This is a genomic window from Allokutzneria sp. NRRL B-24872 (genome assembly GCF_002155965.1).
In the GTDB taxonomy this organism is placed as follows: domain Bacteria; phylum Actinomycetota; class Actinomycetes; order Mycobacteriales; family Pseudonocardiaceae; genus Allokutzneria.
On sequence record NZ_MUMH01000083.1, the window covers coordinates 1 to 14,190 of the forward strand.

Consider the following 14,190-nt stretch of genomic DNA (forward strand, 5'->3'; position numbering starts at 1 on the left):
CCCACGAACACCCTCCCCCACGCGGGAAACGCCCCCCGATCCCCTTCGCGATCAAGAAAGCACATGGAATCGTTTCCACACCGTGCACTGGATGTTAGGTCGGCGTGACACGTGCGACAACCCTGCCTCAACCTAATGACAGTGTTCTGTCCGGTGCCCGAACTCGATCCTGGTAGTTTCCCGCGACTCGGGGCGTTGATCTCAGGCGAGTGCGTGTTCGCGCACCGCGCCCATCTCGCGAAAGCCGAGCTTGCGGTACACCAGCTCACCCGCCTCCGAAGCCTGGAGCACTGCCGCTTCGTACCCGGCGCGCGCGGCCTCGGCGAGAGCGGCGGAGGTCAGCGCCACCGCGTAGCCACGTCTGCGGTGCTCAACAGCGGTGGCGATGTTGTAGATGCCCGCGACGCCCGCGCTCAGGAAGACCTCGGCCGTCGCGACCGGTTCGCCGTCGCGGTAGCCGACGAAGAAGCGCGCCGGGCAGTCCGGCCGCAGCGCCTTGTCGGCGACCATCGCGTAGAACTCCGGCACCGTCGGCGACGGCGGTGTCCACAGTGGCGCGAGCGCTGCCGCGAAGTCCGCGAGCTGCCGCTCGGTGCTGACCTTGACGATCTCCAGATCCGTCCGCCGCGTTTCGGCCACGTCCGAAAGCGGGAACCACATCGCGGTCTCCACCTCGGGGATGGGCGGGAAACCGGCCTTGGCGAGGTGGTCGGAGAGATCGGCGGGCAGCGAGTTCGGGCCGACCCACCAGGTGAACGGGCGGCCCTGCGGCAGCGACGCGACGACCTCCGCGATGCGCTGGTCGACCGCCGACTCGGCGAAACGCGCGTTGATCACCATGTTGAACGTGTCGTCGGTGAGGCCGCTGTCGGCGACGAGCACGTCATCCGGCTCGTCGACGCGCGCGCCCGGCGTTCCCCGCAGCAGGTGCGCGGCGTGCTCGGCGTGGTTGCGCCCCAGGGCGTCGGCGAGGTCGGTCATGCTCCTATGGTGCCGCCGCGCGGAAGCGAATTCGCTGGCCAGGCCGCAACTGTGCCGCAAGGTGCAGGTCCTGCGGCTCGACCACGCCGATCACCGGGTAGCCGCCGGTCACCGGGTGATCGGCCAGGAACAGGATCGGCTGGCCGGAGGGCGGGACCTGGAGGGCGCCGAGCACCATCGCTTCCGGCGGCAGCTCGCGGTCCGGCTCCCGCCTGCGCAGCACGGGGCCGCTGAGCCGCACGCCGATGCGGTTGCTGGACGGGCTGACCTCGTACGCGTCTCCGCACAGGGCTTGCAGGGCGTCGTCGGTGAACCAGTTCGCGCGCGGGCCCGGCAGCACGCGCAGCTCGGGCTCGGCCGGATACGGCGCCTGCGGGGCCAGGTCAACGCCGGGATAGTCCTCTGTGGACACTCCGATCGGCAGAACCGCGCCTGCGGCAAGGGGTTCTGGGCCCAGCCCGGAGAGCAGGTCCGTCGCGCGCGAGCCGAGCACCGGCGGGACGTCCACTCCGCCGCGCACCGCGAGGTAACTGCGCAGCCCCGCGCTCGGCCGCCCGAGCCGGAGTTCGTCGCCCGCGCGCACGTGGATCGGCGAGTACATGTCGGTGGCGCGCGCGCCCACCTTCACCGAGCACGGCGCTCCGGTCACCGCGACCAGCGCGGGCTCGGCGAAGCGCGCGACCAGGCCACCGAAGGTGATCTCCACTCCGGCAAGGGTTTCCGGGTTGCCGACGAGGCGGTTGGCCAGCGCGAGGCTGCGCCGGTCGGCCGCGCCGGAGCACCCGACGCCGAGCTTGGCCAGGCCGGGCCGCCCCATGTCCTGCACGAGCGCCTGCGGGCCGGGGTCGACGATCGTGATCACCGGACCACCTCGAAGCGGACGGGGGTTCCGGGCACGAGCAGCGCGGGCGGATCGCGGTCGACGTCCCACACCGCCAGGTGCGTACTGCCCAGGATGTGCCACCCGCCGGGCGAGGAGCGCGGGTAGACCCCGGCGTACTGGTCGGCCAGCGCGATCGATCCGGCGGGCACGCGCGTGCGCGGGGTTTCCCTGCGCGGCAGCCACAATTCGCGATCCAGGCCGGTGAGGTAGCCGAAGCCGGGCGCGAACCCGCAGAAGGCGACGGTGTAGCGGGCGCGGGTGTGCCGCTCGACGACCTCTGCCTCGGTCATCCCGGCGCGCGAAGCCACGGCCGCGAGGTCTTCGCCGTCGTAGCGCACCGGGATGACGACCTCGCCGAGGTCGTGTCCGTCCACAGTGGAGTGCTCAAGCGCGGCAACGTGCTCGATCGCTCTGTCCATTGTGGTCAGTGCGCGGTCGAAGCGCACCAACAGGGTTGTGGCCGCCGGGACCAGCTCGACCAGCCAGCTCGGTTCCTCGGCCCGCAGTGCCGCGTGCAGGCCGAGGACTTCGTCGAGCCCGGACAGCTCGACCAGCGCGGCGTCACGACCGCAGCGGTGCACCTGCATGGTCAGCGGGCTCCAAAGGGTTCGACCGTCACGCCCGCCGCGTCCAGCCCGGCGCGGACCTTCGTCGCGATCTCCACGGCTCCGGGTGTGTCGCCGTGCACGCAGATCGAGCGCGATTCGATCTTGAGCGGTGAGCCGTCGATCGCCGCGATCTCCTCCCCCGCCGCCATCCGAACGCAGCGCTGGACGATCTCGTCGACGTCGTGCAGCACCGCGCCGGGCTCGCGCCGCGACACGAGCGTGCCCTCCGGCGTGTAGGCCCGATCGGCGAAAGCCTCTGCCACAGCGGGGATTCCGGCCTCCTCGGCCAGCTCCAGCAACCGCGAGCCCGGCAGGCACATCACCGGCAACGCCGGGTCGTAGGCCCGGATCGCCGCGACGATCGCGCCCGCCTGCTTCTCGTCGCGCACGGCCGTGTTGTAGAGCGCGCCGTGCGGTTTGACGTAGCGCACGCGATCCCCTGCCGCTCGGGCGAAGGCGTCGAGCGCGCCGAGCTGGTAGAGCACTTCGTCGGCCAGCTCCCCGGGCTCGACGTCGATCGCGCGCCTGCCGAAGCCCGCGAGGTCGCGGTAGCCGACGTGCGCCCCGACCGCCACGCCCCCGGCGACCGCGAGCGCGCACACCCGCCGCATGGTCGACGGGTCCCCGGCGTGGAACCCGCAGGCGACGTTCGCGCTGCTCACGATGCCGAGCAGGGCTTCGTCATCGCCCATCGGCCACGGCCCGAAGCCCTCGCCGAGATCGCTGTTCAGGTCGATGATCATCGAGCTCATTCTGCACCCACCCGGTAGTCCGAGTCCGGTTTGTCCGTGACGAACATGTGCCCGGGCGCGTGGGTGATCGCGAACGGCGGCTTGGACGCCATCAGCGCGGCCTGCGGTGTCACCCCGCACGCCCAGAACACCGGCACGTCGCCCTTGTGCGGCTTGACGGCGTCGCCGAAGTCCGGCTTCGCCAGGTCGCGGATACCCAGTTTCGCGGGCGTTCCCACGTGCACCGGAGCGCCGTGGACCTCGGGCATCAGGCCGCTGACCCGTGTCGCGGTCTGGATCAACGGCGCCGGGACGTGGCGCATGGACACCACCATCGGCCCGTGCAGTCGCCGCGCCGGGCGGCACTGCCGGTTGGTCACGTACATCGACACGTTGCGGCCCTGCTCGACGTGCCGGAGCGGGACGCCCGCCGTGCTCAGCGCGAACTCGAAGGTGAAGCTGCACCCGATCAGGAAGGTCACCAGGTCCTTGCGCCAGTGCGCGAGCACGTCCGTCGGCGCGTCGACCAGCTCGCCGCGCTCCCACACCCGGTAGCGCGGCAGGTCGGTGCGCAGGTCCGCTCCGCCGGCCAGGATCGTGCTCGTCGCCCCGGCGTCGGTCACGTCGAGCACCGGGCAGGGCTTGCGGTTGCGCTGCGCGAACAGCAGCACGTCGTAGGCCCAGTCCTCCGGGACAGAGATCATGTTGGCCTGGGCGTGGCCGTGCGACCAGCCGCTGGTCGGCTCGACGACGCCGGAGCGGAACACCGAGCGGGCGGTCTCCGGGGCGAGACGGGCACGCTCATCCGGTGTGTACACAGTGGACATCTCGCCTCATTCCAGCTCAGTGCCAACGGTTTCCGGAAGCCAGAACAGCGCGACTACGGCGAGGCCGTAGCCGAACGCTCCGACGATCATGGCGCCGCCGATGCCCATCGTCACGGCGAGGAAGCCGACGATCGTGGGGAACAGCGACCCGACCGCGCGGCCGAGGTTGTAGGTGAAGCCCTGGCCGGTTCCGCGCAGCGCCGACGGGTACAGCTCCGCGAGGTAGGCGCCGAAGCCGCTGAAGATGGCCGAAGTGCAGAAGCCGAGCGGGAATCCGAGGATGAGCACGAGCGTGTCCGCTCCGACCGGAACGGCCGTGTAGGCGATGATCAGCACCGCCGAGAGCACCGCGAACAGCACGAAGGTTTTCTTGCGCCCCAACCAGTCCGCGAAGTACCCGCCGGTGACGTAGCCGAGGAACGCGCCCGCGATCTGGAAGGCGAGGTAACCGCCCGTGCCGACGATGGTCAGCTCACGATCGGTCTTGAGGTAGGCCGGAATCCACGTGGCGAGCGTGTAGTAGCCGCCCTGCACGCCCGTGGCGAGCAGCGAGGCGAAGAACGTGGTCCGCCCGAGCTCGCCGCGCATGATCCCGCGCAGCGTTCCGCGCTGCTTCTCCTTGGTGCGACTGGCTTCCGTCTTCGGCGAGTCGGTGACGTTGCGCCGCACGTAGAGGATCAGCAGCGCGGGCAGGGCTCCGGTCCAGAACAGCACCCGCCAGGCGAGGTCGGGGTCCACCAGGTTGAAGACCACGGTGTAGACCACGACGGCGAGCCCCCAGCCGACCGCCCACGCGCTCTGGATGAAGGCGACCGTGCGGCCCCGGTACTGCGACGAGGCGTACTCGGCGACCAGGATCGCGCCCGCCGCCCACTCCGCGCCGAAGCCGATCCCTTGCAGGCCACGGAAAACCAGCAGCAGCTCGTAGGTCGGCGCGAACCCGCAGAGCGCGGTGAACACGGCGTAGACCAGCACGCTGGCCATCAGGGTGCGCGCCCGGCCGACGCGGTCGGCGAGGATGCCCGCGCCGATGCCGCCGACCGCGGACATCACCAGCGTGACGGTGCTGAGCAGACCCGCCTGCCCGCTGGAGATCCCGAAGTACGCCGAGATCGCGACCATGCCCAGCGGCAGCACCTGGAAGTCGTAGGAGTCGAGGCCGTAGCCGCCGAAGGAACCGACGAACGCGCGCTTGCCCTTGGGGCCGAGGGTGCGGAACCACGCGAAGGGCCGCGTGTCCGGGGCTGTGTCCGTGCTCATCTGCCCTCCAGCTGCGTGTGGGGTGCCCCACACTTGGGGAAAGGTCACGGTAGAGGATTGTTGAACGATCCTTCAAGAGGAAGGTTGTTTCGTTCTGGTATCCGGTGCTTGACTGATCACGTGAACGCCTCGCTCTCCCTGGAAGCCGACCGCGCGCTGCTCGGCCGCACGAGCACGGCGGAGAAGGTGGCCGAGATCCTGCGGACGCGGATCATCGAGGGGGCCTTCCAGCCCGGCGAGCGCCTGGCCGAGGACAAGATCGTCAAGGCGCTCAGCATCTCCCGCAACACCCTGCGCGAGGCGTTCCGGCTGCTCACGCACGCGCGCCTGCTGACCCATGAGATGAACCGCGGCGTCTTCGTGCGCTCACTGACCACCGACGACGTCCGCGACCTCTACCGGGTGCGGCGGATGATCGAGTGCTCCGTCGTCAGCGCGATCACCGCCCCGCCCGCCGGGCTGGCCCAGGTCGAGGCCGCCGTCGCCGAGGGTGAGCGGGCCGAGCGCGCCGGCGCGTGGCGCGAGCTGGGCACCGCCAACATGCACTTCCACCAGGCCCTGACCGGCTTGGCGAACAGCCCCCGGCTCGACGAGATGATGCAGCAGATCATCGCCGAGCTCCGGCTGGCGTTCCACGTGATGAACGACCCCGAGCGCTTCCACGGCCCCTACCTCAGCCGCAACCAGGCCATCCTCATCGACCTGCGCCGCGGCGACGGCCCCTCAGCCTCGGAGAAACTCTCCGACTACCTCACCGTCGCCGAAACCCAACTGCTCGCCGGTTTCGCCACCCGATCCCCCTCCCCCGCGCCGTAGCCCACCCAGCCGTCATTTTCGCGTTTTGGCTACTTGTTGTGATTTGGGAGCGCTCTCATTCGCAACGCGTTGCCAAAAAACGAAAAATTCGGCCTCGCGGACGAGGGGTTAGGCGGGGAGGACGGATTCGAGGGCGGTGATGAGTTCGGCGGCCTTGGGCTCGGTGGCGGGGCGGAAGCGGGCCACGACCTTGCCGTCCGGCGCGAGGAGGAACTTCTCGAAGTTCCACTGGACGTCGCCCGCCTCGCCGGCGGCGTCGGGGTGGGCGGTCAGCGCCGTGTAGAGGGGGTGGCGCGAAGGGCCGTTGACGTCGATCTTGGACGTCAGCGGGAAGGTGACGCCGTAGGTGGTGGAGCAGAAGGACTCGATCTCCTCCTGCGATCCGGGCTCCTGGCCCGCGAACTGGTTGCACGGCACGCCGATCACGGTGAACCCGCGCTCGCCGTACTCGCGCTGGAGCTCCTCCAGCGCGGTGTACTGCGGGGTCAGGCCGCAGCGCGAAGCGACGTTCACGACGAGCACGGCCTTGCCGTCGGTCAGCTGGTGCGGCTCGGTGACGCCATCGATCGAAAGCAACTCGAACTCCTCAGACTCGGTGCAGGACAGCGGGTTCCGGCAGGACCTTGCGCAGCACGCCCCTGGGCAGGCCACGGGGTTGCCATTCGCGCGGGTAGCCGAGGGACACCTCTTCGAAGCGGACTCCGTCGTAGGTGTCGGTGAGCGGGATGTGCAGGTGCCCGTACACGGCGACGGCGGCGCGGTAGCGGGTGTGCCAGTCCTCGGTCAGCTTGGTGCCGCACCACAGCGCGAACTCCGGCCAGTACAGCCGCTTCGTCGGCCCGGGGTGCAGCGGCCAGTGCGAGATCAGCACCGTGCGCATGTCCTCGGGGACCGCGTCGAGGCGGCGCTTGGTGTAGGCCACCCGCGCCCGGCACCACGCGTCGCGGCCGGGGTAGGGGTTGGCGTGCAGGAAGACCTCGTCGGTGCAGACCACTCCGGCCTCGTGCGCGCGTTCGAGGGCCTGCTGCTTGGTCTCGCCCTCGTTGCGCAGCGTGTAGTCGTAGAGCAGGAAGAGCGGCGCCAGTACCAGCTTCTCCGTGCCCGTGTCCCACACCGGGTACTCGTCCTCCGGGCTGACCACGTCGAGGCTGCGGCACAGCTCGACCAGGTGCCGGTAGCGCGGTTCGCCCTTGAGCTGCACGGGGTCCTTGGGCAGCGTCCACAGCTCGTGGTTGCCGGGCACCCAGATCACCTTGGCGAAGCGCTCGCGCAGCAGCCGCAGCGCGTACTCCACGTCCTCGACCAGGTCGGCGACGTCGCCCGCGACGATGAGCCAGTCCCCATCGGTCTCCGGGCGGATGCCGTGCAGGACCTCCCGGTTCGCCTCGCGGTCCATGTGCAGGTCGGCGACGGCGAGCAGGTTGGGGCCGGTGGACTGTGGCTGCATGGACACCGACACTACCCGCGAGCCCGGACGCGAACGTCGTCGATGAGACCAGCCAAATGTGCCCGGCTCGTGGCGAGGCGGCCCATGCGCTCGTCGAGCTCGGCAAGCTCCCGCTCCAGCACGCCCAGCAGCGGGCGCACCGTCGCCGCGTCCCCGCACAGCGACGTCAGCACCTTGCGCACGACCGCCGTGGGCAGCGCCGAGTTGAGCAGGCAGCGGATGCGCCCGACGCGCTCCACCACGTCCTCGGTGTAGTCCCGATAGCCGCCGCTCGTGCGCGCGGCGCTCAACAACCCCTGCTCTTCGTAGTAGCGCAGCATGCGGACGCTCACGCCCGTCCGCCTGCTCAGCTCCCCGATCCGCATTCCCACCCCCGTATTCCCGGCCGCGGCGAACATCACCGGAGCTTGACCCTCACACCCATGTCAGACTTTAGCGTCCTCCTCCGTGATCGCCCTAGTCCTCATGCTGTGCGCCTTCTCGATCGGCACCTCCGAGTTCGTCATCGTCGGAGTCCTGCCCGAGGTGGCCGCCGACCTCTCCGTCACGCTCCCGGTCGCCGGGATGCTGGTGACCGCCTACGCCGTCGCGGTCGCGCTGGGCGGGCCGGTGCTCACCGTGCTGACCGCGCGCCTGCCCCGCCGCCCGCTGCTGGTCTCGGTGATGGTGCTCGGCACCGTGGCCGCCGTCCTCTCGGCGATCGCCGCCGACTACACGTTGCTGATGGGCGCCCGCATGCTCGGCGCGCTCGCCCACGGCCTGTTCTTCTCCGTGGCCTCCCAGGTCGCCGTGGCCTCGGTGCCACCGGAGCGGCGCACCGCCGCCGTGGCCAAGGTGGTCAACGGGATCGCACTGTCCACTGTGGTCGGTGTGCCGCTCGGAACGCTCGTCGGCCAGGCGTACGGCTGGCGCGCGTCCTTCGTGCTCGTCACCGCGCTGACCGTGATCGGCCTGATCGGCGTGCTCGTGGCGTGCCCGCGCGTCGAGCACGAGCAGGAGCCCGGCGTGCGCGAGAGCCTGTTCGCCTTCGCCAGGCCGGCGATCCTGCTCGGTCTGCTCACCACCGTCCTGAGCTTCGCCGGGATGATCACGGCCTTCACCTACGTCGCGCCGACGCTGCGCGAGATCACCGGCCTCAGCCCGGGATGGGTCACGGCGGTCCTGCTGGTCTACGGCCTCGGCACGATCGTCGGCAGCAACCTCGCCGGTCGCGTCCCGCCCGACGCGATCCCCCGCGTGCTGCCGATCCCGATCGCGGTGCTGACCGCTTTGCTTGTGGCGCAAGGCTTCCTGATGCACAACACGGTGACTGCGGTGCTCGCGCTGTTCGTGCTCGGCGCGAGCGCGTTCACCACTGGGCCGCTGCTGCACACCTGGCTGATGGGCGAGGCGGGCCGCGCGTCGGGCCTGGTCGCCTCGGTGAACATCTCCGCGTTCAACGTCGCAGCGGCCTTCGGGCCCGTGCTCGGCGGAGCCGTGATCAGCGGCGGGCTCGGCCTCGCCCTGGTGCCGGCCTTGGCCGCGGCACCCGCGCTCGCGGGCACCGCGACGGCACTGCTGATCAGGTCCCGGGCTCGCTCGACTCCGCGAGCCCGCCATCGCGCACCCGCAGCCATCGGTTCACCCGGATCGCCTTGAGGAACTCCAGGTCGTGGCTGACCACCACGAACGCGCCCTGGTAGGAGTCGAGCGCGTTCTCCAGCTGGCCGACGCTGACCAGGTCCAGGTTGTTGGTCGGCTCGTCCAGCAACAGCAACTGCGGCGCGGGATCGGCTGAGAGCACGCACACCAGCGTCGCCCTCAGCCGCTCCCCGCCGGAGAGCACGCCGACCGGGCGGTGCACGGTGTCGCCTCGGAAGAGGAACTGCGCCAACCGGTGGCGCAGCTCGGTTTCCGGCCGCTCCGGCGCCATCGCCTTCAGGTTCTCCCAGACCGTGCGGTCCTGATCCAGGGTGTCCAGCCGCTGCGACAGGAACGCGGTCCGGCCCGCCGCCCTGCGCACGGTGCCCGCCGACGGTTCGAGCCGCCCGTCCAGCATCCGCAGCAACGTCGACTTGCCCGAGCCGTTCCCGCCGATCAGCGCGATCCGCTCCGGCCCGCGAATCGCCAGGTCCACCGGTTCGGCGAACACCGGCTCGGTGCCGTAAGCGGCGTTGAGCCCTTCGGCGACGAGCACCGTCCGCCCGGCGGGCACCTCGGTGTCCGGCAACGAGATCGCGATCTTCGACTTCTGCCGGATGTCGTGATTCGCCTGCTCCAGCTTGGTCCTGGCGTCCTCCAAGCGCTGCGCGTGCATGTCGTTGGCCTTGGCAGCCGACTCCTCCGCGTAGCTCTTGCGCTGGTTGGCGATGATCTTCGGCAGCCCCAGGTTGGACAGGTTCTTCTTGGCGTTGCTGGCCCGCTTCGCCGCGCGCTCCTTGGCTTCCTGGGCCTCGCGCTTCTGCCGCTTCACGTCCTGCTCGGCCGAGCGGACCGCGCGCTCGGCGGCTTCCTGCTCCCGCTCAACGGCTTCGGTGTACTCGGTGAAGTTCCCGCCGTACACACGGACCTCATCGCCCACCAACTCGACGATCTGGTCCATGCGATCGAGCAGTGTGCGATCGTGGCTGACCACCAGCAGGCAGCCCTTCCACGACTCCACGACGGCGTACAACCGCTCGCGCGCTTCGAGATCCAGGTTGTTGGTCGGCTCGTCGAGCACCAGCACGTCCGGCTGCTTCACCAGCTGCGCCGCCAGGCCCAACGAGATGATCTGCCCGCCGCTGAGCGTCCGTAGTGGACGGTCAAGGCCGACGTCGGCCAGGCCGAGCCGGTCGAGCACCGCGCGCGCCCGCTCCTCGACGTCCCAGTCGGAGCCGACGACCGCGAAGTTCTCCTCCGAGGCATCGCCCGACTCGATCGCCGCGATGGCCGCGCGGACCGGCGCGATGCCCAGCACCTCGTCGACCGTGTCGTCGAGGGTCAGCGCGAGCGTCTGCGGCAGGTAGCCGACCTCGCCCTCCGCCGAGACCGAGCCGGAACTCGGCCGCAGATCGCCGACGAGCAGCCGCAACAGCGTGCTCTTACCGGCTCCGTTGGGCGCGACGAGCCCGGTGCGACCAGGCCCGATCGCCAGCGTCAGCCCCGAGAAGACCGGGGTGTCGTCCGGCCACGCGAAAGACAGAGAAGTGCACGAAAGAGAAGGATGAGACATGGTTCACCGCGCTTGTGATCACGGCCGACAGCAGCGGCCGAGGAGGACGGGACGAGGAGTGAGGTGACGGGCCGCACGAGGGGCCGGTCGGTATCACTCGGAGATGTCGTCGTCGCTCAGGAGCACAGCGCGGAGCCTCCACAGGTAGGCAATGTCAGCGTCGACCCTATCCGCAGCGGCTGAACCGTGCCAGCGGATTACCGCGCTCACGCCGGTTCGGCCTCGGTGATCCAGATCGGTGCGTCGGCGCAGTGGACCACGGTGCCCGGGCCCGGGGTGAGCCGGGTGCGGAGCACGCGCACCCGCTCGCCGTTCACATCGGCGTAGGGACCGGCGATCCCCGCGCCGAAGTGGAAGGTCCGAACCTGGTTGTGGATGGAGCGCGCGGACCGCGACCAGTCGATGCGGGAGTACTCCGCCTCCAACGCCCCCGCGTAGGTCGCCAGCGACTCGTCCTGCGGCCGTCCGGGATCTCCCGTCGCCGCGCGGTCCAAGGCGGCGGTGACCACGTCCCGGAGGTGCGGCCCGAGCAGCGGCCACAGCTCGTCGAAGGTCACGTACTCCGGCAAGGCGATTCCCCCGCGCTGGACGAGGACGTTCCCGGTGTCGATCCGCTCGTCCATCCAGTGCGCGGTGACCCCGATGTCGTTGTCCCCGTTGCGAAGCGCCCACTGGACGGGAGCGGGCCCCCGGTAGCGGGGCAGCAGCGACGCGTGCACGTTGATGAAACCGAGCGCGGGAGCTGCCAGCGCGATCGGTGGGAGGCGCCACGAGAAGCCGCACACCACGACGACGTCCACTCGGTAGCCGCGCAGCGCGTCGACCAGACCGCCGATGTCGCCAGGCAGCACCAGGTCCACTCCGGTCGGCAGAACCGGCACGATGTCGGCGACCTTCGCTCCGACACCGGAGACGGCGGCTCCGCCAGGTCGTCGGGACCGTCCGACCACGCCCAGCACGACCTCGTGCCCGCTCGCCGCGCACCCCGCTTGGAGGGCAAGGAAAAGATCCGCACGGAAGGACACCAGCGCGACACGCAGCACCATGACGGGCCTACTCCCCGACCACCGCGCCGGCGCGAGCGCGCACCCCGGCAGCGGCGGGATCGCTGAAGTCGCCCAGGGCCGTCAGCGCCCCGCGCGCGTGCTCGCTCGCCGTGGGATCACCGCACTCCTCGGCGACCTCGGCGAGATTGGTCAAGGCCACCGCCAGTGCCCACTGATCGCCGAGCTCCCGGAAGGCCGAAACGGCGCGACCGTGGAAAGCCACAGACTCCTTGTGCCGCCCCAGAAAACGGTACGCCTCACCGGTCGCGTCCAGCGCCGCCGCCTCACGACCGCGGTCACCGATCCGCCGCTGCGACACGGCAGCGCGGTGGAAGGAGTCGATCGCCTCGTCCACGCGCCCCAACGCGACCAGCACCCGGCCGAACTCGACCAACCACCAGGCTTCCCAAGCCTGGTTGCCGAATTCCTGAGCGATGCCGAGTGCGGTCTCGATGGCCGTGAGCGCCTGAGCCACCTCGCCCGTGCCGCGCTTGATCTGGCTCGCGCAGTGCAGCGCGTCACCTTCGGCACCGCGATCGCCGAGCTCCCGGTGGATCGCGATCGCCCGAGCGTGCATCGACTCGGCCTCGCCGTGCTCCCGCAGCTCCACCAACGCGTACGCGAGGCCGTTGGCGGCGATCGCTTCCCAGGCCCGGTCACCCGAGCGCACGGCGAGTTCCAGCGCCCGCGCGAAGTGGGTTCTGGCCTCGGTGAGGCGGTGCGATCGGAGGAGGGCGAGGCCGATCCCGTTCACCGACGCGATCTCCCCGGCCACGTCGCCCTCGGAACGGCGGATGTCCAGTGCTGCCAAGTGAAAGTGGATCGCCTCCGCCAGTCGGCCGGACTGCGCGTGCATCTTGCCGACGCTTTCCAGGATCGCGGCCTCGTCGGTTCTGCCGCCGACCGCGCGCACGGCGGGAACCGCGATGTCGGCGGTGACGCGCCAGTCGTCGAAGTGGTTCAGCTTGGCGTACACGCGGTGCAGGCACGCGGCGAGCTGCCACGCGATGTCGGGGAAGTCGGCGTCGGCGGCACCGCGCACGGCCGCCAAGAGGTTCGCCCGTTCCCGCTCGTACCAGTCGATGGCCGCGGTGTGGCCGGAGAACGGCTCGACGTCATCGGGCACCAGTGGAACCGGCGCTGCTCGCGGAGCCACCGCCCGGACCATCGCGGCCGCTCGCCGGAGGTACCACAGCAGCATCCTGCGCACCGCCGCATGTCTTGTCTCGTGCGGCTCCTCCAGGCGGACCTGGTCGAGGGCGTAGGCGCGCAACAGGTCGTGGAACTGGTAGCGGCGCGCTGACGGCTGCTCCAGCAGGTGCGCTCCGGCGAGGTGGTCGAGCTGGCGCCGCGCGGCACCGACCGGGATCTCGGCCAGCTCGGCGGCCACCTCGGCACCGAGATCAGGCCCCGGGTGCAGGCCGAGGAGCCGGAACAGCCTGCTCTCCTGCTGAGGCAGGGCGCGGTAGGACCAAGCGAAGACCGAGCGGACGGCGTCGGCCTCGTCATCGTCGCCGGTGGTCAACGCGTCCCACAGCGCCGACTCGTCACGGAGGTCGGCGATCAGCTCGCGCAGCGGCATCCTCGGCCGACAGGCCGCGCGCTCGGCGGCGATGCGCAGCGCGAGCGGCAGCCGGGCGCACAGCTGGGCCAGCTCCGCCACCTCGGCGTGCTCGTCCTCGGGCCGGTAGTCGCCGACCAGCCCCCGGATCAGGGCGATCGCCTCGGCCTCCTCCAGCGTGTCCAGGGACAGCCGCCGCGCGCCATCGCGCGCCATCAGGCCGGAGAGCCTGCCGCGGCTGGTCACCAGCACCAGGCAACCCGGCGATCCCGGCAGCAGCGGCCGGACCTGGCCGACGCTGGAGGCGTTGTCCAGCACGACGAGCATCCGGCGCCCCGCCATCCGCGACCGGTAGGCCCCGGCCCGCGCTTCCAGGTCCTCAGGCATCGCCGCGCGGGGCACCTCCAACGCGGCGAGGAACCGTTCGAGGGCCTGTTCCGGGGCGATCGGCCGCCCCGGGTCGTAGCCCCGGAGGTTGACGTAGAGCTGGCCGTCGGGGAAGTGGTCGAGCACCTGGTGCGCCCAGTGCACGGCGAAGGAGGTCTTGCCGACCCCCGCCGTGCCCACGATCACGCACACCGGGGAGAGCCGGGCCTGCCTGTGCTCGGCCAGGAACACGTCGAGGCGTTGGAGATCGGCCGAGCGGTTCACGAACCCGCGCACGTCGCTCGGCAGCTGCCTCGGCACCACGGCTCCGCGCTCACCGGCACGTTCGGCACCGGTGTGGAAGTGGATTCCGCCGCTGACGTCGCGAGCTTGAACAACCTGCTCGGCCTGACCGGAGAGCTCCGACTCGGTCGTCGCCCACCGCTCGCCCCCGTGCTCTTCCTTCGTCAT

The 14,190-nt window shown here is 70.7% G+C and carries 14 protein-coding genes; 2 read left to right on the forward strand and 12 right to left on the reverse strand.

What is annotated here, in order from left to right; all coding sequences use genetic code 11:
• Window positions 1-201: 201 nt before the first annotated feature.
• From CCN37_RS21600 to CCN37_RS21625, 6 genes are read right to left on the reverse strand one after another with little or no spacing between them, the layout of a single operon-like run.
• A complete protein-coding gene (locus CCN37_RS21600) occupies window positions 202-981 on the reverse strand; it encodes a GNAT family N-acetyltransferase (RefSeq protein WP_210408145.1) in 780 nt (259 codons plus the stop codon).
• Window positions 982-985: 4 nt separating this feature from the next.
• A complete protein-coding gene (locus CCN37_RS21605) occupies window positions 986-1,843 on the reverse strand; it encodes a biotin-dependent carboxyltransferase family protein (RefSeq protein ID WP_086823980.1) in 858 nt (285 codons plus the stop codon).
• Entirely contained in the window at window positions 1,840-2,451 is a 612-nt protein-coding gene (locus tag CCN37_RS21610; protein WP_086823982.1) for an allophanate hydrolase subunit 1, read from the reverse strand. Before CCN37_RS21610 ends, CCN37_RS21605 begins: the two co-directional genes overlap by 4 nt.
• A gap of 2 nt (window positions 2,452-2,453) precedes the next feature.
• Window positions 2,454-3,215, reverse strand: coding sequence for a LamB/YcsF family protein (locus CCN37_RS21615; protein WP_086823983.1), 762 nt, complete (start codon window positions 3,213-3,215; stop codon window positions 2,454-2,456).
• 5 nt (window positions 3,216-3,220) lie between these two features.
• Window positions 3,221-4,021, reverse strand: a complete 801-nt coding sequence (locus CCN37_RS21620; protein ID WP_371504716.1) for a putative hydro-lyase — start codon at window positions 4,019-4,021, stop codon at window positions 3,221-3,223.
• 15 nt (window positions 4,022-4,036) lie between these two features.
• Window positions 4,037-5,290 (reverse strand): MFS transporter, encoded by a 1,254-nt coding sequence (locus CCN37_RS21625; RefSeq protein WP_086823986.1) that lies wholly within the window; start codon window positions 5,288-5,290, stop codon window positions 4,037-4,039.
• 108 nt (window positions 5,291-5,398) lie between these two features.
• Between CCN37_RS21625 and CCN37_RS21630 the strand changes: the two genes are divergently transcribed.
• Complete coding sequence (locus CCN37_RS21630; RefSeq protein ID WP_086823988.1) at window positions 5,399-6,106, forward strand: GntR family transcriptional regulator; 708 nt, start codon at window positions 5,399-5,401, stop codon at window positions 6,104-6,106.
• 108 nt (window positions 6,107-6,214) lie between these two features.
• Here CCN37_RS21630 and CCN37_RS21635 read toward each other — a convergent pair whose 3' ends face one another.
• From CCN37_RS21635 to CCN37_RS21645, 3 genes are read right to left on the reverse strand one after another with little or no spacing between them, the layout of a single operon-like run.
• Entirely contained in the window at window positions 6,215-6,682 is a 468-nt protein-coding gene (locus CCN37_RS21635; protein WP_086823990.1) for a glutathione peroxidase, read from the reverse strand.
• 10 nt (window positions 6,683-6,692) lie between these two features.
• Window positions 6,693-7,553: a metallophosphoesterase gene (locus CCN37_RS21640; RefSeq protein ID WP_086824029.1), complete on the reverse strand. Its 861-nt coding sequence runs from the start codon at window positions 7,551-7,553 to the stop codon at window positions 6,693-6,695.
• Between the two features lie 11 nt (window positions 7,554-7,564).
• On the reverse strand, window positions 7,565-7,918 hold the full coding sequence (locus CCN37_RS21645; protein WP_086824031.1) for a MerR family transcriptional regulator: 354 nt from the start codon (window positions 7,916-7,918) through the stop codon (window positions 7,565-7,567).
• An 82-nt stretch (window positions 7,919-8,000) separates the two neighbouring features.
• On the opposite strand from CCN37_RS21645, the gene CCN37_RS21650 reads away from it, so the two are divergent.
• Window positions 8,001-9,191 (forward strand): MFS transporter, encoded by a 1,191-nt coding sequence (locus tag CCN37_RS21650; RefSeq protein ID WP_246843218.1) that lies wholly within the window; start codon window positions 8,001-8,003, stop codon window positions 9,189-9,191.
• Here CCN37_RS21650 and abc-f read toward each other — a convergent pair.
• From abc-f to CCN37_RS21665, 3 genes are all read right to left on the reverse strand, one after another.
• A complete protein-coding gene (gene abc-f, locus CCN37_RS21655; RefSeq protein ID WP_086823994.1) occupies window positions 9,115-10,746 on the reverse strand; it encodes a ribosomal protection-like ABC-F family protein in 1,632 nt (543 codons plus the stop codon). The genes CCN37_RS21650 and abc-f overlap by 77 nt on opposite strands.
• A 206-nt stretch (window positions 10,747-10,952) precedes the next feature.
• Window positions 10,953-11,792 carry a methionyl-tRNA formyltransferase gene (locus CCN37_RS21660; protein ID WP_086823996.1) on the reverse strand — a complete coding sequence of 280 codons (840 nt, stop codon included), beginning with the start codon at window positions 11,790-11,792 and terminating at the stop codon, window positions 10,953-10,955.
• A gap of 7 nt (window positions 11,793-11,799) precedes the next feature.
• Window positions 11,800-14,190, reverse strand: coding sequence for a tetratricopeptide repeat protein (locus CCN37_RS21665; protein WP_168200781.1), 2,391 nt, complete (start codon window positions 14,188-14,190; stop codon window positions 11,800-11,802).